Annotated in this window: 15 protein-coding genes and 2 tRNA genes; 13 read left to right on the top strand and 4 right to left on the bottom strand. The window is 68.7% G+C overall.

What is annotated here, in order from left to right:
* Positions 1-21 precede the first annotated feature (21 nt).
* A complete protein-coding gene (locus ACN26Z_RS01620; RefSeq protein ID WP_093410728.1) occupies positions 22-792 on the top strand; it encodes a CPBP family intramembrane glutamic endopeptidase in 771 nt (256 codons plus the stop codon).
* Between the two features lie 93 nt (positions 793-885).
* Here ACN26Z_RS01620 and ACN26Z_RS01615 read toward each other — a convergent pair whose 3' ends face one another.
* On the bottom strand, positions 886-1,509 hold the full coding sequence (locus ACN26Z_RS01615; protein WP_421459672.1) for a hypothetical protein: 624 nt from the start codon (positions 1,507-1,509) through the stop codon (positions 886-888).
* A 130-nt stretch (positions 1,510-1,639) separates the two neighbouring features.
* Between ACN26Z_RS01615 and ACN26Z_RS01610 the strand changes: the two genes are divergently transcribed.
* From ACN26Z_RS01610 to ACN26Z_RS01600, 3 genes are all read left to right on the top strand, one after another.
* The gene (locus ACN26Z_RS01610) at positions 1,640-2,539 is read left to right on the top strand and encodes a hypothetical protein (protein WP_421459671.1); all 900 of its coding nucleotides are present in this window, start codon (positions 1,640-1,642) and stop codon (positions 2,537-2,539) included.
* A 322-nt stretch (positions 2,540-2,861) separates the two neighbouring features.
* Positions 2,862-2,952, top strand: a tRNA-Ser gene (locus ACN26Z_RS01605).
* A gap of 35 nt (positions 2,953-2,987) precedes the next feature.
* A tRNA-Arg gene (locus tag ACN26Z_RS01600) sits at positions 2,988-3,060 on the top strand.
* On the opposite strand, the gene ACN26Z_RS01595 is transcribed toward ACN26Z_RS01600, so the two are convergent.
* Positions 3,034-4,203, bottom strand: a complete 1,170-nt coding sequence (locus ACN26Z_RS01595) for a tyrosine-type recombinase/integrase (protein WP_421459670.1) — start codon at positions 4,201-4,203, stop codon at positions 3,034-3,036. The genes ACN26Z_RS01600 and ACN26Z_RS01595 overlap by 27 nt on opposite strands.
* A gap of 606 nt (positions 4,204-4,809) precedes the next feature.
* Here ACN26Z_RS01595 and ACN26Z_RS01590 point away from each other — a divergent pair.
* From ACN26Z_RS01590 to ACN26Z_RS01580, 3 genes are all read left to right on the top strand, one after another.
* Complete coding sequence (locus tag ACN26Z_RS01590) at positions 4,810-4,953, top strand: hypothetical protein (RefSeq protein ID WP_421459669.1); 144 nt, start codon at positions 4,810-4,812, stop codon at positions 4,951-4,953.
* Positions 4,954-5,643: 690 nt separating this feature from the next.
* On the top strand, positions 5,644-7,212 hold the full coding sequence (locus tag ACN26Z_RS01585; RefSeq protein ID WP_421459668.1) for an ISL3 family transposase: 1,569 nt from the start codon (positions 5,644-5,646) through the stop codon (positions 7,210-7,212).
* Between the two features lie 273 nt (positions 7,213-7,485).
* Positions 7,486-8,732, top strand: a protein-coding gene (locus ACN26Z_RS01580) for an IS3 family transposase (protein ID WP_421459667.1) whose coding sequence is annotated in 2 segments (ribosomal slippage) — positions 7,486-7,768 and positions 7,768-8,732 — 1,248 coding nt in all. Because the reading frame shifts where the segments join, the coding sequence is not laid out codon by codon here.
* Positions 8,733-9,086: 354 nt separating this feature from the next.
* Here ACN26Z_RS01580 and ACN26Z_RS01575 read toward each other — a convergent pair.
* The gene (locus tag ACN26Z_RS01575) at positions 9,087-9,875 is read right to left on the bottom strand and encodes a group II intron maturase-specific domain-containing protein (RefSeq protein WP_421459666.1); all 789 of its coding nucleotides are present in this window, start codon (positions 9,873-9,875) and stop codon (positions 9,087-9,089) included.
* Positions 9,876-10,133: 258 nt separating this feature from the next.
* Here ACN26Z_RS01575 and ACN26Z_RS01570 point away from each other — a divergent pair, with 258 nt between their 5' ends.
* The 6 genes from ACN26Z_RS01570 (at position 10,134) to ACN26Z_RS01545 (ending at position 16,695) form a co-directional block, all read left to right on the top strand.
* A complete protein-coding gene (locus tag ACN26Z_RS01570; protein WP_421459665.1) occupies positions 10,134-11,033 on the top strand; it encodes an ABC transporter ATP-binding protein in 900 nt (299 codons plus the stop codon).
* Complete coding sequence (locus ACN26Z_RS01565) at positions 11,033-11,827, top strand: ABC transporter permease subunit (protein WP_421459664.1); 795 nt, start codon at positions 11,033-11,035, stop codon at positions 11,825-11,827. The genes ACN26Z_RS01570 and ACN26Z_RS01565 overlap by 1 nt, the downstream gene beginning before the upstream one ends.
* Before the next feature lie 87 nt (positions 11,828-11,914).
* Complete coding sequence (locus ACN26Z_RS01560; RefSeq protein ID WP_421459663.1) at positions 11,915-13,042, top strand: PucR family transcriptional regulator; 1,128 nt, start codon at positions 11,915-11,917, stop codon at positions 13,040-13,042.
* 302 nt (positions 13,043-13,344) lie between these two features.
* On the top strand, positions 13,345-15,096 hold the full coding sequence (locus ACN26Z_RS01555; RefSeq protein WP_421459662.1) for a carboxylesterase/lipase family protein: 1,752 nt from the start codon (positions 13,345-13,347) through the stop codon (positions 15,094-15,096).
* Between the two features lie 670 nt (positions 15,097-15,766).
* Positions 15,767-16,150: a DoxX family protein gene (locus ACN26Z_RS01550; RefSeq protein WP_421459661.1), complete on the top strand. Its 384-nt coding sequence runs from the start codon at positions 15,767-15,769 to the stop codon at positions 16,148-16,150.
* A 221-nt stretch (positions 16,151-16,371) separates the two neighbouring features.
* Positions 16,372-16,695, top strand: coding sequence for a hypothetical protein (locus ACN26Z_RS01545; protein WP_421459660.1), 324 nt, complete (start codon positions 16,372-16,374; stop codon positions 16,693-16,695).
* Positions 16,696-16,970: 275 nt separating this feature from the next.
* Here the strand turns inward: ACN26Z_RS01545 and ACN26Z_RS01540 are convergent, their stop codons facing one another.
* Positions 16,971-18,233 carry an MFS transporter gene (locus tag ACN26Z_RS01540; RefSeq protein ID WP_421459659.1) on the bottom strand — a complete coding sequence of 421 codons (1,263 nt, stop codon included), beginning with the start codon at positions 18,231-18,233 and terminating at the stop codon, positions 16,971-16,973.
* Positions 18,234-18,263: the final 30 nt, after the last annotated feature.

Here is an 18,263-nt window from a genome sequence, read left to right as displayed (position 1 = left end):
CCGGTCGGGCAGAGTGGTCCGGTGACAGTTGAGCTCACCCGTCCGGTGTCCCGCCGGACACTCGGCGTCGAGACGATGCTGGTACTCGGCCTCTCCCTCGGCCAGTCGGCCGTCTACGCCGCCGTGTCGATCATCGCGAAGTTGACCGCCGAGGGGGGCCTGTCGCGGCAGACCGCCGCCTTGAACACCTCCGCGTCGGCCCGCCCCTACCTGGACCTGACGTACCAACTGCTCGGCATCGTCTTCGCGCTGCTGCCGGTGCTGCTCGCCGTACACCTGCTGGCGCGGGACCCCGGCGATCCGGTACGGACCCTCGGCCTGGACTTCGGACGACCCGGGTCCGACCTGGCCCGGGGCGCCGGTCTGGCGGCGCTGATCGGCCTCCCCGGCCTGGCGCTGTTCTGGGCGGCGGCCCAGCTCGGCATCAACGCCACCCTGGTGCCGGCCGCCCTGCCCGACCTGTGGTGGACGGTGCCGGTACTGATCCTCGCCGCGTTCCAGAACAGCATCCTGGAGGAGGTGATCGTGGTCGGCTACCTGATGACCCGGCTGCGTCAGCTCCAGTGGCGGGTCGGCGCGATCATCGCCACGAGCGCGCTGCTGCGCGCCTCGTACCACCTCTACCAGGGGTTCGGCGCGTTCCTCGGCAACGCGGTGATGGGGGTGGTGTTCAGCCTCTTCTACCTGCGTACCCGCCGGGTGATGCCGCTGATCGTGGCCCACGCCCTGCTCGACATCGTCGCCTTCCTCGGCTACGCCCTGCTACCCCGAGAATGGTTCACCTGGCTCTGACCAGTCCAGCCCCGGGCCGCCTTTCGAAGTTGATCAAGAGGTTTACGTCTGTCCGCCTGGCGTGCCGTGACGAAAACTTCTTGGTCAACCGGCTCACGGGGTGGGGTGGTGGGGTGGGCGGTAGAGGGTGGTGGCTCGGGCGGCCAGGCGTTCGGCCCCCGCCGAGTTGCCGGCCGCTGCGGTCAGTGCCGCCGTACCCGGCAGCAGCCGGGACACCAGCCGCAGCGCCAGCCAGCCACCCGCCTGCGCGGCCAGCGGGGCCGCCAGCCGCCAGGCCGCCTCGACCGCGCGGAGTCCGGGCTTTTCCTCCGGCCCCTGCGCCGCCCGCGCCGCCGCCACCGCCGCCTCCGCGCTCGCCAGGTCCGGGTGTACCTGGGCCAACATCAGCAGTTCCGCCGCCCGGTCCGGATGCGCCGCATCATGGCCGTACGCCGCCGCCAGGTGCAGCACCAGGTTCGCCTGCGACCAGAGCACCGCCGCCAGTTCGACCACCGGCGCGAAGACTCCGCTCAGCGCGGCGGTCGCCCCACCGACGCCGGCCTGCCGGACGAAGCGTCGGTTGGCCAGCCGGGCCAGCCCGTCCGCCCGCGCCCCCGGGTACAACTCCCGCAGCCGCCGGCCCCACTCGGCCGCGCCGGGCCCGAGGACCTCCACCGCGGTCAGGGCCAGTAGCTCCGGGGCGAAGCCCGGATGGTCGACGACCCGCGTCACGAGCATCCCCAGCTCCGATTCCGGCGTACGCCCCGAAATGTCGCGCCCGCTGCCGTCGCCGAACGGTGCGGCCCCGGCCGCCGGCACCAAGACGGCACTGCCCGGCGCTGACCCGGGCTCGCCAACCACTCCGTCGGTGGTCGTCGCGCTCGTGGCCGGTCCGCTGGCCGTCGTCTTTCTGGTGGTCGTGCCGCTGATGGCTGTCTCGCTGGTGGTCGCCGTGCCGCTGGTGGCGGTCGTCTCGCTGGCGGTCGGGTTGCCGCTGGCCGCTTCGCTGGTGGTCCTCTTACGGGGAGCCCGCTTCGTGGCTTTCCGGGCTGCCTTGACCGGTGCTGCCTCGGCCCTGGCCGCCGCCGTTTCGGTACCCGACGCCGTCGGACCAGCCTCGCCCGGGGCGGTAACCGCGCCGGTTGCCGTTCGCCGGGTAGCCTTCCTCGTCGCCTTCTCGACACCGGTCGCCTCGGGTGCCCCCTCGTCGCTCGCCCGCACCCTTCTCTGCGCCGCCGTCGTCTTGGCCGCTTTCCGTGCCGGAGCCCTTCCGGCCGCAGCGGGGCCGGCCGCTGCCCCGCCCGTCCCCTCGGCGGCCGGCTTGCCAGTGTCAACGGAGGGGGAATCGGTCGTCCGGGCGGTCCTTTCGGCGTCGGTAGTCCCGCTGTCCGTCTCCGTGGTGTCGAAGGCTGAGGTGTCGGTGGCCGGGGCTCCAAGGCTGGAACCGGGGTCGGCAGATCCAACCTGCTTCGGCGATGTCTCGCGCCTGGTTGACTTCCGGCGGGCGGGTCGGGCGTCAGCCGGAGTCACGTCCGTTCCAACGGAGTCCGAACCCGCTGCCGGCGGCTGGCCGGTGCTACCACGGCGACGCGACGCAGGTACCGACGTGGCTTCCCCGACCTTTCGGCTCGCCGGTGAAGCCGTGCGCTCGCTCTGGCCCGCCGCCTCCGTCACACCGGTGAACGGCGGCACCGGCGTGGCCGAAGGCCGGGACGCGGCCGGCCCGGACTGGCGCGGCAGCGGCTGCTCCGGCGTCGGTGGCGGCTGAAAGAGCACGCTCGGTGCCGCCTTCGACCGTCGAGGACGGGACCCGGTCGGGTCCTCCTGCTCCTCCGGTGGCGACGGTGCCGGTGCCGGAGGCGGCGTGAAGGTCGCCTTCGCGGTGCGTCGGCGGGCTCCCTCAGCAGGCTCACGGCGGTTCTGCTCGCTGGGCGGCTGCTCCTGCATGTCGATGGAGCGTAGTCCTGATCACACCAACGCACAGCGGGGAGCCGTCCGGGGATCACTGGGCGCAACTCGTTCCGGTAGTCGCTTTGCTCCCGGCCGGGCGCGGCCTGTATCCTCGGGCGCGGTGGTCTGCGGGCCACCTGGGAGACTTCGCCTAGTCTGGTCTATGGCGCCGCACTGCTAATGCGGTTGGGGTCTTAAAGCCCCTCCCGGGTTCGAATCCCGGAGTCTCCGCGCGAAGGCCGGGTGTGTAGACTGGCCGAGCACCAGCGCCCGTAGCTCAACGGATAGAGCATCTGACTACGGATCAGAAGGTTAGGGGTTCGAGTCCCTTCGGGCGCGCAAGATCATAAGGGGTCCGGGCTGCGGAAACGCGGCTCGGACCTTTTTGTTGTTCGCCTGCTGTGGACGGTGGGTGTCGCGTGGGTGCGATGTGGGTGCAGCCCAGGAAGCGGCGTTTTCGGGGGTGTGTCGGGATGTGACCTGCGGCTTTGCGGCGGGCTTGCGCTTCGTTGGGGCGGGAGCACCCGTTTTCGGTTTCGTCGGTGCTGGGGTGCCGGCTTTGGGGCCGCGGTCGGGCCGGTTCTTGCGGGCGCTGGCGTTGATCTTTTTCCGGGTGCGGCGGGCGGCGTTGAGGACGAGTTGGGCGGCGGCGTCGGCGCAGCGGCGTTGGATCTGCGGTAGGACGCTGGTGTAGGTGTCGGCGGTGACGACGATGCTGGAGTGCCCGAGGAGGTCCTGCAGGGTCTTCAGGTCGGCGCCGGCTTGGTGGGCGAGGGACGCGGCGCCGTGGCGCAGGTCGTGCAGCCGTACCGGGGGCAGCCCGGCTCGGCGGACGAGGATCCGGAATCGGGTGGTGGCGTAGTTCGGGTTGATCGGTTTGCCGTCGGATCGGGTGAACACGTATCCGCTGTCGGTCCAGGGCTTGCCGTTGTCCGCCGCCTCCGCCTTGCGGTCCTGCTCGTGGCGGCGGTGCACGCGCAGGATCTGCACGCTGCGTTTGTCGAGGGCGACCGTCCGCCGCCCGGCCGGGGTCTTCGGCTCGCCTTCGATGACGTGGTAGCTGGCGGTGGTGCGGTTGCGCTCGATGGTCAGGGTGCCCCGGTCGATGTCGATGTCGGTCCACCGCAGCCCGCACAGCTCGCCGCGGCGGAGTCCGCGTAGCCCGGCGAGCCACCAGAGGGCGAACAGAGGCTCGTCGTTGACGGCGCTGAGGAACTCGGCGAGGTGGTCGGCGGTCCAGACCGCCACGGCCGGCCGGGCGCCGGTCTGTTCCCAGGACTGCACGCGGGCGTCGGTCCAGACCTTGGCGTGGGGTTGCTGGTAGCCGGTGATCTCGATGTGCCGGGCCGGGTTGCGGTCCAGGATGCCTTCCTTGACGGCGAGGTTGAGGGCAGCGCGCAGGGTGGTGCGCAGGTGGTGCATCGCCGAGGCGGACTGGGGACGGCCCTTGCTGTTCCTGGTGGCCGCTATTTGGGCGAACACGGTGCGCAGGAGTGGGGCGTCGAGGTCGGCCAGGCGGTAGTGGCCGAGCTTTGGGATGAGGATGGTGTCGATGTCGCGGGTGTAGTGAAAGCGCGTGGTGGGCCGGATCGTGGTGCGGTTGTCGAGCCAGTGACGCAGCCACCGCTCGACCGTCCAGCCCTGTGCCGTCCGGTCCGCCTCGGTGCTGTTCAGCCATTCGTCGCGGGCGTGGCGGGCGGCGGCCTGCGATGGGTAGCCACCACGACGGGCCCGCTCCCGCTGGCCGAGCAGATTCGTGGCGGAGCAGTGGAGTACCAGGTGCCGTGGTCACGTTCGCCCAATCGGGGGCAGGACTGCTCCAATCGCCGCCGCTGGTCGTCCCGGCACCCGCACCGTTTGAAAATCACCTCTGACCTCGCCATGACCGTGCCCTTCTTGTGGAGTCACGTGTTCCACCGATGCCGGCTCACCTGGGGATACGGGACCGTCGACCGGGGCTCGCCACGTGCGCCTTCCGGCGATCCGCCGGCTGGCGGGGCGGCGGACCACCCGAGGGCCGGGTAGTGGCTGCCGTCGAAGGCCGGAGCCCGGCTGCTGGGCATCTCCAGTGCGTCGAGGTCAGAGTCGATGGGCCATCACTCCGGGCTCGCGGTCCACCATCTCGGATTTCTGGATCGCGATGCGAAGACGGAAAGCGACGCGCCTGTTTACACAGTCAGCGGCCACGGCTTGTTGCGCATCGAGGGAGACCTTGGCGGCTCGACCAACTGAATACTGCAGGCTCCCTCGCAAGCGAACGGCTTGGCTGAGAGGCCGTTGGTGCCGGCGTCGCTGAACTCGCCGTTGGCCGCTTCGACGTGGACGTTCAGATGCGGGCGCCCCCAACGCGGTCCAGGACCGCCTACCGTTACTGAACGGCCGCCATGAACGTAAGGATCTCGTTCACGTAGTCGGTAAGTGCTGCTTCGGTTGCTGTCTTTTCGGGAACCGCTGGCGCGTGGACTGTAAGAGTCACCCATACCTTCGCGGTTCCGTGAACTGCTGCGAGGCGGTCGATGCGGGTGGTGATCTGGCCCCCCAAGTGTTCGCTCGGGCCTGTGACGGGCTCCCCGAACTGGATCCGCGCCTGGTCTCCTAGACCGTCAAATGGCTGCGAGGATCCGGGCAGGGCGGCCTGGCCGTCCGAGGGCGTTGACGTATCGATTTGCACCTGGACCAGGGTGCGCCGATGTTTGTCGAGTGCCGTGGTGAAACACCGCCGATGGTCCTTGCCGGCAGGTAGCGATGGGATCGACCTGTGCCTGGGGGGCGTTTCGGCGAGGTCAGTCATCCAGCTGTGGTCGAGTCGCTCGCACAGGTCGTCGACCAGGTGGTAGGTCGGGGTGTCAACGCCGGCTGAACTTTGGCTCTGGCACACATTTTGTGAGTCGCGCTCGCCGGTAGTTCGGGTTGGGTGCCCAGGTGGAGATCATTCCGGCGTTGTTGCCGCACCTGACGGGCCTGCGGTTGGAAGCGGTGGTGGTTCGGGGCATCACGGTCAGGATCGACGCGGCGACGCAGACGGTGCGGGCGTCGTGCGGGGTCTGCGGCGCTTGGTCGACCACGGTGCACGGTCGCTATCTGCGGCGGCTGGCCGATGTCAGGTTGGGTAGCCACGAGGTGCTGGTCGCGTTGACGGTCCGCCGATTCGCCTGCGTGAACGCCGAATGCAGACGGCAGACGTTCGTCGAGCAGGTGCCGGGGTTGACCCGAAGGCATGCCCGCCACACGGTCCTCGCGACAGGTGATCTGCAAGCAGTCGCGGCGGCGTTGGGCGGCCGACCGGGAAGCCGGTTGGCGCAGCGGTTGGCCGTGTCGGTGTCCCGCTCCACGTTGATCCGGATGATCCGCCGGATGCCCGACCCGTCGCCGGTGACGCCGACGGTTCTGGGCGTCGACGACTTCGCCCGCCGCCGTGGGCACCGATATGCGACGGTGCTGCTCGACATGCACACCCGCCGGCCGATCGACGTTCTGCCCGATCGCACCGCCGACACCCTCGCCGCCTGGCTGCGCGACCATCCTGGTGTTCAGATCATCTGCCGCGACCGAGGCGGCAGCTACGCCGAGGGCGCCCGCAAGGGAGCACCTGACGCGATCCAGGTCGCCGACCGGTGGCACCTGCTGAAGAACCTCAGCGACACCGTCGAGAAAGTCATCCGTGGACACCGCCGTTGCCTACGCACCCACACAGAACCGACATCTGCCCTGGTCGCCCCAGCCGACGAGCCGGTCAGGACGGGACGGCGGGCGGCGAACACCCGCCAACGCCACGCGGCCGTGCACGCCCTGCGAGCCGAAGGACTGTCGATCAGCGCGACCGCCCGCCGGCTCGACATGAACGTCAGAACCGCCCGCAAGTACGCTCACGCCGCCACCGCCGAGGCGTTGATCGGCCCGAACGCCGCCAGCCGACCCAGCGTCCTCGCCCCGTTCCACCCCTACCTGCGGCAACGCCTCACCGACGGCGTCCACCAGACAGCCGTGCTGCACGCCGAGATCGTGGCCCGCGGCTACCGGGGCAGCTTGCGGGTACTGCGGGACTGGCTCGCCATCAACCGCACCCGCCCCACCCCTGCGACCGCAGTACGGGTGCCGTCGGCCCGGCGGATCACCGCCTGGATCATGCGACCCGGCCACAAACTCACCGACGACGACCGCATTAACCTCACCGACGCCCGCCGCCGCTGCCCCGACCTCGACACCGTCGCCGACCTCGCCCGCGGGTTCGCCACGCTGGTCCGCCACCAAGGCACCGGGCAACACCTCGACGCCTGGATCAACCGCGCCCGCCATGCCGGATACCCCGAGATCCGCGGCTTCGCCGCCGGCCTGGCCAGCGACCGTGACGCCGTCGTCGCTGGCCTCACCCAGCCCTGGAGCTCAGGCCCCGTCGAAGGCCAGGTCAACCGCATCAAGACGATCAAGCGACAGATGTATGGCCGAGCGAACCTCGACCTCCTCCGCAAACGCGTCCTGACCAAGTCGTGAGCCACCAACAAGATCAATCACAGAATGTGTGCCAGAGCCAGTTTTCAGGCGGAGCCGACACGGGGGTGTCGGCTCGGCTTGCACTGGGGCGCCCTGGTTGGCGCAGCCAGTCAGCAGGAGCGTAAGGGCGAGCGCGGAGGCGCTCCGTCGGGCAGCTGGTGTGGACACGCGCGAATCATGGCATGACGTCGCCCGATGGGTGGTCCCTTCTCAGGGTGTGACTGAACCGCCCCGGATCTTGTAGAGACTTCCCCGCTTGGGAAGGATCGAGAGATGGCAGGAACGAAGCCGTATCCGCAGGAGCTGCGTGAGCGCGCGGTGCGGATGGTCGTGGAGGTGCGGCCGAACTACGAGTCGGACTGGGCGGCGATCACGGCGGTGGCGGCCCGGCTCGGGATCGGCACGGCCGAGACGTTGCGCAAGTGGGTCCGCCAGGCGCAGGTCGACCAGGGGCAGCGGCCCGGGGTCACGTCGGAGGAGTCGGCGGAGCTGAAGCGGCTGCGGCGGGAGAACGCCGAGCTGCGTCGGGCGAATGAGATCTTGAAGGCCGCGTCGGCTTTCTTCGCGGCCGAGCTCGACCGGCCTACGACACGCTCGTGACCTTCGTCGACAAGCATCGGGACCGCTTCGGCGGAGTCGAGCCGATCTGTCGCGTGCTGCGCCAGCACGGGTTGCAGATCACCCCGAGTGGCTACTGGGCGGCGAAGAAGCGTCCGCCGTCGAAGCGACAGGTCCGCGATACGCAGCTGAGGGAACTGGTCCGCGAGATCCACTCGGCGAACTACGGCGTCTACGGAGCCCGTAAGATCTGGCACGAGCTGCACCGCCGTGGTCACCCGGCGGCCCGGTGCACGGTCGAGCGGTTGATGCGTGACGCCGGCCTGGTTGGTGTCGTGAGGGGCAAGAAGATCCGCACGACGGTCGCTGACCCCGGGCATGAACGGGCCGCCGATCTGCTCAACAGGGACTTCACCGCCGCCCGCCCGAACCGGTGCTGGGTCGCGGACTTCACCCACGTCGCCGCCTGGTCCGGCGTCGTCTACGTCGCGTTCGTCGTCGACGTCTACTCCAGGGCGATCGTCGGCTGGTCCGCCGCGACGACCAAACGCACCCCGCTGGTCCTGGCAGCCCTCGACATGGGGCTATGGCGCCGAGACCGCGCCGGCCAAACCGTCGGGGCGGGCCTGGTACACCACAGCGATGCGGGCAGTCAGTACACGTCGTTCCGGTTCACCACCCACCTGCTCGACGCCGGTATCGACGCCTCGATCGGCAGCGTCGGTGACGCCCTGGACAACGCCCTGATGGAGTCCACCATCGGCCTCTACAAGACCGAGCTGATCAAACCCCGAGGTCCGTGGCGCAGCCTCGCTCAGATCGAACTGGCCACCGCCGAGTGGGTCGACTGGTACAACAACCAGCGCCTGCACTCAGCCATCGGGCACGTCCCACCCGCCGAACACGAATCGGCGTTCTACGCTCAACCCCAGCCCCGCGAGATGGTTGGAGCCAACAGCTGAGGTCTCCACAGAACCCGGGGCGGTTCAGGCTCCGGATTCGCTGCCACGAGAAGCACGACACTGCAATCTACAGCAGGCAACCAACTAGCCTCGGAACGTGAGCATCTCACGAAGGCTCGTTGACTGCTGCCGTCCAGCGGTCGGTATGCGCAAGCAGCGACTACCAGCAAGTAACCTTCGCGCCGGTGGTTACCAGCTAGTTGAGTCGGCCTGGAGCGCGGTGTCAGCGTTGCCGCTGGTCCGTTTCTCCAGGCCGCTCGCCGAACCCGCCGTGCGCGTTTCCGCGCAACGGGCTCTCTACGGTTGCTGTCGTCAGGCGTTGTCGGGTGCGGGCCAGGGGTTGGGGATCGTGCGTTACCGGTAGCGGGTCACCGGGGTGTCCGTGATCGGCTGGTGCTCGGTCCCGTCCGCGGTGATGGTCAGCCACCTGCCGGTCGGCGTGGTGAATTGCCTGCGGACGGCCTTCCAGTTCCAGCGGTGGCGATGCATGAGCATCGTGATCAGCCGTTGCCAGGCGAACCGGTCCAGGGTGTGGAAGGTGTGCTTGGCGACGGAGTGCCAGAAGTAGTTGGCCCAGCCGTGCGTGACCTGGTTGAGCCTGGTCAGCACGGATCTCAGGTCCTGCTGCGATGTCCTGCGGGTCAGTGTGCGGATCTTCGCCTTCAATGACCGGATCGGCCGTGCGGCGATGAACGTGTGCACGTACCAGCGGTTCGAGCCTCGCTTACGCTGCCACTGGATGTGGAAGCCGAGGAAGTCGAACCCGTCGCTCATGTGCACGATTCGCGTCTTGGTCGGCGACAGGCGCAGGCCCAGCGGTGCGAGCACAGCGGCGACGTCCTCGCGCAATGCGGCCGTGTGGTCCTGGGTTCCGTGGACCAGGACCACGAAGTCGTCGGCGTAACGGACCAGCCGCCACGTCGGCAACCCTCGGCTACGCCGGTAGTTGCGGCGTCCGCTGGTCGACATCGTCCCGCCCGGCTTCCACGGTGCCATTAGGTGCTCGTCGAGCACCGACAACGCGATGTTGGCCAGTAGCGGAGACAGGATGCCGCCCTGCGGTGTGCCGGTGTGCGTGTCGCGCCGGTGACCGAGTTCGGTGAGGATCCCGGCTTTGAGGAACGCCTTCACCAGCGCCAGCACGCGTTTGTCCTTCACTCTTGCTCGGACGCGGTCCATCAACGCGCTGGTCGGTCCGTCAGTGCCGAGCCGACGGGGATCGTCGACAGTGGTCTTTGCCGGAGTTCGGCAAGGAAGTGCCCCTGCACCTGTCACGACATCGATCTGGAATATCCCGATGGCGCGGATGAGGCTTCCCGGCATGGCTGAGTTCCACTGCGGGCCCGCCGAGGCCAACGGGTCGCTGTTCCGCATCGTCCCCACCGAGACAAGGGGTGTGTCGTGACATCAGCGATCGAAACCCAGGGTCTGACGAAGTTCTACGGCAACCGCCGCGGATTGGAAGATCTCGATCTGCGTGTCCAGCCGGGTGAGGTGTTCGGCTATCTCGGTCCGAATGGGGCCGGGAAGACGACCACGATCAGACTGCTGCTGGACTTCATCCGTCCCACCCGGGGCGCCGCCACGGTGCTCGGCACCGTCCCCCGGCGCGGCGTCGACAACCGCCGCCGGATCGGTTACCTGCCTGGCGAGCTGTCGTTCGAGGGACGGGAGCGGGTGGCTGAGCTGCTGCGATTCTTCGGCGACGCCCGTGGCGGCGTCTCGGGCCGACGCATCGCGGAGCTGGCGGAGCGGCTGGAATTGGACCTGTCCCGCAGGATCCGCAGCCTGTCGAAGGGCAACAAACAGAAGGTCGGCCTGGTGCAGGCGTTCATGCACGAGCCGGAACTGCTGATCCTCGACGAGCCGACCACCGGCCTGGACCCGCTGATGCAGCAGGAGTTCCTGGAGATGGTGCGCGAGGCTCGTGCGAACGGGCAGACGGTGTTCATGTCCTCACACATACTCGCCGAGGTGCAGACGGCGGCCGACCGGGTCGGCATCGTCCGCGCCGGCCGGCTGGTCGCCGTCGAACGGGTCGAGTCGCTGGGCAAACGAGCCGTCCGGCAGGTCGAGGTGCACTTCGCCGAGCCGCCCGTGGCGGCCGACTTCACCGGCCTGCCGGGCGTCACCGATGTCAGCGTCGAAGGACCGGTGCTGCGCTGCACCGTCGACGGGCAACTCGACCCGCTGATCAAGGCACTCGGCCGGCACACCGTCGTCGACCTCATCAGCGCCGAACCCGATCTGGAGGAGACCTTCCTCAGCTACTACCACCAGTCCGAGGAGACGACGTCGTGATGCCCAGCCTGGTCCGCAAGTCCCTTCGCGACTACCGGCGAGCGGTCGCCGGCTGGATGGTCGGTGTCGGAGCCTTCGTCACCATCTACGTCTCGTCCTGGTCCCAGTTCAAGGGCGATCCGGACGCCGCCGAGTCCGCTGCCGAGCGCATCCCGCAGGGGATGCAGACCGCGCTGGGGTTCCAGGATCTGTACAGTGGCGCCGGCTATCTGCAGGCCGTCATCTACACCGTGTTCGTACCCTTGCTGCTGATCATGGCAGCGACCGTGTTCGGCACCCGGGCGATTGCCGGGCCCGAGGATGCCGGTGTGCTCGATCTGCTGCTGGCCAACCCGATCAGCCGCCGCCGGTTCGTCCTGCAACGCTTCGCTGCCCTCGCCGCTGCCGTCGTTGCCGTCAGCGCGGTCGCCTGGCTGTTGGTCCTTGCCCTTGCCGCCGCGTTGGACATGAACGTCGGCGTCAGCAGGATCAGCGCCGCGTCCCTCGGCCTGCTGTTGGTCGGGCTCTGGTTCGGCACTCTCGCCCTGGCCGTCAGCGCGTTCGTCGGACGCCGTCCCGTGGTGCTGGCCACCACCGGCAGCGTCGCCGTTGCCACGTACCTGTTGCATGCCCTCGGCAACCAGTTCGACGCCATCCGACCGTTGCGGTGGCTGTCGCCGTTCCACTACTACCTCGGTGCCGACCCGCTACACACCGGCTTCCACGTCGGCTACCTCCTCGTCCTGGCCGGCACCATCGCCGTCCTTGTCGGCGTGGCCGCCGCGGCGTTCGAGCGACGCGATCTCGCCGTCTGACGTTTCGTCCGGTGCCGTCGGTCGCGCGTCGGCACCGGACGAAGCGAAACCGCCCGTGACCATACAGTTCTTGCTGTGGAGCCAGGTGTGAGTGACGAGCCGTCCAGCCCGACAGCTGACCTTGGCACCCCCGGCCTGCCCACCGAACTGCTGCACGGTTACCTCGACGCCCTCGCCACCGCCGCAGCGACCGGCCGCCGCCCGCAACGCGCCGACCTCGACAGGTGCCGGCGGCATGGCGAGCGGGCTGCGGACCTCAACATCACCCTGCGTGCCCTCACCGCCGGTTACCTGCACGCCGCCGAGACCCTCCTGCCCACTCTGCCCGGCCTCGCCGACGCCCCCACCCCCAGCGCCGCCCGCGCCGCCACCACCGCCGTCTGGGCGGCGGCCCGACGCCTCCTCGACGCCGCCGCAGAGGGACACGAACGTTCACACCTGCACGCCGCCCGCCGCGACCACACCGCCCGCCGCGAGTTCATCGACGATCTGCTCTACGGCCACGGTCACCCCGGTCGGCTCGCCGAACGTGCCCACCGCTTCGCGGTCCAACTCGCCAGCCGGCACCAGGTCATCGTCGCCCGCGCGGCCACCGCGTTCACCGACCCGGTGCTCGACCGCGTCGAGGCAGGACTCGCCGCCCGGTTCGGTAGCCGGAACATCCTGATCACCAGCCACGATGACCTGCTGGTCTGCATCACCCCGGCAGCGCTTCGCGGCACCACCGGCGAAGTCGCCCACCACCTCCTCACCGCCCTCGGCACCGACAACCGATGGCAGATCGGTGTCGGCCGCCCTCATCCAGGACCAAGCGGCATCCAGCAGTCGTACGAAGAAGCCCGCGACACCCTGCAACTCGCCGACCGACTCGGCCTCACCACTCCCGTCCTGCGCGCCGCGGACCTGCTCGTCTTCCCCGTCCTCCTGCGCGACCGCGCCGCCATCACCGACCTCGTCCACACCGTTCTCGCGCCACTGACCGAAGCGCGAGGCGGCGCCGTACCGATCCTGGACACCCTCACCGCGTTCTTCGCCTGTCACGGCAACACCACAGCCACCGCCCGACAGCTACACCTCAGCGCCCGCACCGTCGCCTACCGACTCGACCGGGTCCGCCACCTCACCGGGTACGACCCCGACGACCCCACCCAACGCTTCACACTGCAAGCCGCCGTCCTCGGCGCTCGTCTACTCAACTGGCCCGCCGAACCGTAAAAACCCCCACCCGGAACCAGACCACGCCACAGGTGCGGGCACGACGCCGCCAGCGGTGAGCGTCGAAGGACGAAGCGTCCGTCGACCCCGTGTGCGAGCCCCACGGGCACCGCCATCCCTGAGCCAGACCGTATTCGCCCGAGACCCGACGCCGACCAGACAACCATGACGCAGTCCCACGACCCACCGGGAAGGGTCTCGGACGATCGCTGTCCATTGCTGAGGTTCGGCAAGGAACAGCACTGTCCGGTGTCAGGACATCGACCTGGAAAGACGGGGAAACCGGGGCGAGGGTGGTCGGCATGGCTACGTTCCACCGGGCGGCCGCAACGACCGGCACACCGCTCCCACGCACCGTCGAGGGGGAACACTCCGTCGCGCCGAAGTCCCGTACGTCGCCGCCGACGAGCGGTGTCAACCGGAGAGCACTTCTCGCTGCTGGTCTGGGCCTACCCTTGACGACGAGTTGGGGCCGCCCCGCCGCAGCGGCCCCGAATTCGGGATCCCTAACCGATCCGATCGTTCGCACCACCTGCGGCAAGCTGGAAGGGTCGGAGGAAGCGGGGCTCTTCGTCTTCCGTGGTGTGCCCTACGCCGAGCCTCCGGTCGGGGCCCGGCGGTGGCTGCCGCCGCAGCCGAAGAAGCGGTGGCGTGGCGTACGGCCAGCCAAGGCATTTGGCGCGGTCGCGCCGCAGCACGGGCAGCCGCCCACCGAGTTCTCCGCGGCGTACCTGACAGTGCCCGGCGAACGCAGCGAAGACTGCCTGTTCCTCAACGTCTGGACACCAGGTTTGGACAGGGCCTGCCGGCCCATCATGTTCTGGATCCATGGCGGCGGGTACGAGTACGGTTCCGGCGGACAGCCCAACTATGACGGCAGCTCGCTGGCCCGCCGTGGGGACGTCGTCGTCGTGACGGTCAACTTCCGGCTCGGCGCGCTCGGCTATCTCAACCTCAGCGAGGTGACCGGGGGTCGGATCCCGTCAACCGGCAACGAAGGCCGACTCGATCTGATCGCCGCGCTTCAGTGGGTGCGAGAAAACGCCCGCTCGTTCGGCGGAGACCCGGACAACATCACGGTCTTCGGCCAGTCGGCCGGCTCGGTTGACTGCACGTTCCTGATGGCCTCCCCGCCTGCCAAGGGCCTGTTTCGTCGCGTGATCCTGCAGAGCGGCGCCGGACACACCGCGCAGACCGTGGAACGGGCGACGCTCATAGCGGATATCTACCTCAAATCCCTCAACATCAGGCCGAGTGACGTGGCGGCGATCAGGGCGCTCACGCCGCAACGGATGGTCGAGGCGTCGTCGGCCATCGTGCAGCACATGGCGGAGGTCGATCCACACCTCGGCGCAATGCATTACCTTCCCGTCATCGACGGAGTCAACCTGCTCGAGCGGCCCATTGACGCTATCCGCAACGGTGCCTCCTCCGATGTCTCGCTGCTCGCCGGATCGCAGCTCGACGAGCACCGGCTGGCCATGGGGCACGGTGCGCTGCCCCCGATGTCCGAGGAACAACTCGTCCAACGACTGGGGATCCTCATCCCCGGCGAGCATGTCCGGCCGCTGATTGACACGTACCGTCCGTTGCTGGCCGCCCGAGGACATGGCTGGACCAGCCCCCTGGACCTGCACATGGCGATCGAGGGTGACCGGGCGGTTCGGATGCCGACGTTACGCATCGTCGAGGCCAAGCAGCAGCACCGTGTTCCCGCCTACCACTTCCTCGGCATCTATCCGGCCCCGGTCCTGGACGGCCTGTTGGGCTGCTGCCACGCGCTCGACCTGGGACTCGTGTTCGGCACCTACGACCAGCGTTTCAACGGCACCGGCCCGGCGATCGACGCGCTGTCTGCCAGCATCCAGGACGCCTGGCTTGCCTTCGCCCGCACCGGCAACCCCTCGAACAGCCGGACCGGGCGTTGGCCGACCTACGGGATGAGGCGACATACGATGCTTCTCGACTACCGTCCGCAGCTAGTGGATGACCCGTATCCTGCGGAACGTTTGGCTTGGGAGAACTTTCCGGACGAGAAGCTCGGCCTACTCTAGCCAGACACGGCCGCCGATACCGGCGAGGCGAAGGAGGGCATTCACACGGTCGGGGCGCAGCGGCAGTACCCGGGCACGGCTGAGCGGATCGAGAACAGCCAGGTCGGGCGGTTCCTGGGCGACGCCGGCGACCTGCCCGCCACCGGCCTGGCAGCGCCAATCGGCCGGCGTCGGCTCGACGGGCCACCGCTACTACGGCGGGGCTCGGCTCGACGACGGCACCATCGCCGACCCCGACGATGGCAGCTGCCACAGCTTGCCGATCCGCCGCAACACCACTTCGGGCTAGCTGGCCTTTCTGCCGCTGCTGTACCTCCACGCCGGGCCCTCTCGCTCAACTTGTCCGCGTCGCGGCATCCGATGAACCGGGGCAGTGGCCTGCACTGAGGGGACCTGTTCTCCGCGTTCCCCGGAGCATCCGCTCCGCCCGTGATGACTCCGCGTGTTGGCGCCCACGCCGGTGCAGTTGTCTGCCTCACACCCTGTCAGAAGGATCAGTCCCGCGGTGTCTTGAGGCTGAGCCCCTGGAAACGAAACGGAGGGCCTGCCCTCTTGGTCACGCATCGGCGATCTCACCTCGAACGGCTACCGAGGGTGCCCATTGGAGATCCATCGTGCCGGACGGCTTCCAGGACATCGGAGTCGCTTACACCTGGCAAGGAGAGACCGGATGAACCTCGCCCTTTGGATTGCTGCCGGACTGTTGGCAGCAGTCGCCCTAGCCGGCGGAATCAGCAAGACATTCGTACCCAAGGAGAAACTGGCTGCGCACAGTGGGGGGGAGTGGACCGGACACGCCAGCGTCGGCTTCGTCAAGACTCTCGGGGTCCTCGAACTCCTGGCTGCGGTTGGCCTGATCCTGCCCGCCGTGCTCGACATCGCGCCGTTCATGGTGCCGGTGACCGCCGTCTGCTGGATCTTGCTCATGGTCGGCGCGATGATCACCCATGCCCGCTTTGGTCAGCCCAAGTTGGTAATGCTGAACTTGGTCTATTTGTTGCTTGCGGCCTTCATCGCGTGGGGCCGCTTCGTCCTTGAGCCCTTTGCCGGCTGACGAAGATGTGTCGCTGGCCGGGGTGGTGTCCTGTTCGCGGGGGTAATCCGCAGCACGGGCCGCCCCGGCGGTGGCTTCGGCCGGATTGACCGGCTGCCTCGCCGGCCAGGCGCATCCGACAGCTCTCGATCAGGGTACGAGCGCGGTGTCGCCGGTCCTGCCAGAAACCAGAACGTCACCGCCCATCAGGCAAGGTCGCGCGGAACATCCAAAGAGCCAGCATGGGGATCAGCAAGCAGGCGTTCTCGTTCGTGACGGTCGTTTCCGCCCTTGTGCTGGGGTCCTCGTCACGCGCGGCTGGCGGCGCAACGTTCAAGGTGTTCTATGGCAGGGCTGCGACCAATGAGGTTGTCGGCGAGTTCGAGGGGAGCATCACCTGCCTGACGGCGGCCGGTGAGGTGGCGACCGCCACCGGCGTCATCACCGAGGGGTGCGTGAACGTCCCCGGTGTCGACAAGGACGTCACCGGTCAGAAGGTCTCGTTCAGGGTGCACGATGACGGTCGCAACGACCGGATGTTTTGGATGTGGTGCGCCGATCAATGACCGTCCGGGGATCGCTCCGGGCTTTCAGCCCAGCCGCGACGATTTCCCGGGTACGCGACTGACCACTCCGGGCAAGGCCGGTCCGCGGCCTGCGTGGCGTCGGATTGGCCTCGCCCGGCGGAGTGCGTCCCGTCAGTCGTCAGTCCTGCCTCCACCGTGGCCCCGGGCCTGTATCCGCCCGTCTGCCGAGCGCCGGAACCACACGACTGGTCAGCGGCTTTCCAGGCAGCCTGTCGCGGCAGGGAGCTGACCGCGGCAGCCGACCACCAGGATCGCTAGCCAAGCGGTGCCGTCGACCTCGTCTCGTCGGCGGGACTCGCGGACACGGCGACAGCGTCCGGGAAAGCGTGCCCGCGAGCCATGACGACGACGAGCAGCGCAGGGAGGCTCAGCAGGGCCGTGGCGGCCGGCAGAGCGACGACACCTCCCACTGAGAGAATGATGCCTCCGGCGCTCCCCCCGATCGCCATGGCGGCGTTCCACAGAGTGACCAGCATCGCTTGGGCCCCCTCGGCGGCGACGGTGCTGTGGCGACTGCCCGCCCGCGCGCCCGCAGTCTGGAGGAGGGTCGGAACACCACCCCAGCCCAGACCCCAGATGGCCGCAGCCGCATAGATGGCTACCGGCGAATCGGCGACCGCGAACACCACAGCGGCACCGGCGACCAGGGCGACACTACCGGTGGTGAGCTGCCGGAGGCTCCGGTCGACACGTCGGCCGACGAACCAGATGCTGACCAGGCACGCGAGACCGAAGACGAGCAGGGCCAGATCCGTGCTGTCCGCCATGCCCGCATTGTCGAGATAGGTAGCGATGTACGTGTAGTTGATCGTGTGGGCTAGGACGAACACCAGGGTGACGGCGAGGACGGCCGCGACGCCGGGAACGCTGGCGGCCGCCAGCATCGACGGACGCCTGGCTTCTGATGAAGGGCCGCGGGACACGCCGGGGAAGTCCGCAAGACTGGCGATGATCCAGACGATGACGAGCACGGTGAGCACGCTCATGAGACCGAACGCTGCTCGCCAGCTCAACACCTGGCCGATGAAGGTGCCCAGCGGAACCCCGAGAGACAGGGCGAGAGGGATCCCCGTCATGGCGACGGCGATCGCACGACCCGCCAAATGAGGCGGGGCGAGCCGGCGCGCGTAGCCCGCCAGCAGAGCCCAGGCCACGCCGGCCGCCACGCCGGCGAGGAACCTCCCGGTCATGCTGAGGGCGTAACTGGGAGCCAGGGCGGTGAGGGTGTTGGCCGCCAGGAAGCCCACCATGGCCGCGAGCAGGAGTCGCTTGCGCCTCCAGTGCGCAGTGACCGTGCTCAGCGGGACGGCCGTGAGAACCGTGCCGACCGCGTAGATGGTGATCGTTTGGCCCATGGCGGAGTCGCTCACGCCGAAGCCGGCGCTCATCGGGGTGAGGAGCCCGGCAGGGAGCGTCTCCGTCAGGGTGGTGATGAACACGGCCGTGCTCAAGGCGAGCAGCGGAGAGAGCGGAAGACGGTCAGTTGTCACCGGCGGGATGGGGTCAGTAGTGGTCACGCCGCCAATGGTGAAACCTCCCATGGGTGG

The organism is Verrucosispora sp. WMMD703 (genome assembly GCF_049178935.1).
Taxonomy (GTDB): domain Bacteria; phylum Actinomycetota; class Actinomycetes; order Mycobacteriales; family Micromonosporaceae; genus Micromonospora; species Micromonospora sediminimaris.
The sequence above is the reverse complement of the archived record's forward strand: the minus strand, read 5'-3'. Positions and strand labels throughout refer to the sequence as shown.

Bases quoted from the DNA above. Each gene is read 5' to 3' on its own strand.
- ACN26Z_RS01550 (WP_421459661.1), top strand. From the start codon at position 15,767: ATGAACCTCGCCCTTTGGATTGCTGCCGGACTGTTGGCAGCAGTCGCC.
- ACN26Z_RS01545 (WP_421459660.1), top strand. From the start codon at position 16,372: ATGGGGATCAGCAAGCAGGCGTTCTCGTTCGTGACGGTCGTTTCCGCC.
- ACN26Z_RS01565 (WP_421459664.1), top strand. From the start codon at position 11,033: ATGCCCAGCCTGGTCCGCAAGTCCCTTCGCGACTACCGGCGAGCGGTC.
- ACN26Z_RS01555 (WP_421459662.1), top strand. From the start codon at position 13,345: ATGGCTACGTTCCACCGGGCGGCCGCAACGACCGGCACACCGCTCCCA.
- ACN26Z_RS01615 (WP_421459672.1), bottom strand. From the start codon at position 1,509: ATGCTCGTGACGCGGGTCGTCGACCATCCGGGCTTCGCCCCGGAGCTA.
- ACN26Z_RS01590 (WP_421459669.1), top strand. From the start codon at position 4,810: ATGGGCCATCACTCCGGGCTCGCGGTCCACCATCTCGGATTTCTGGAT.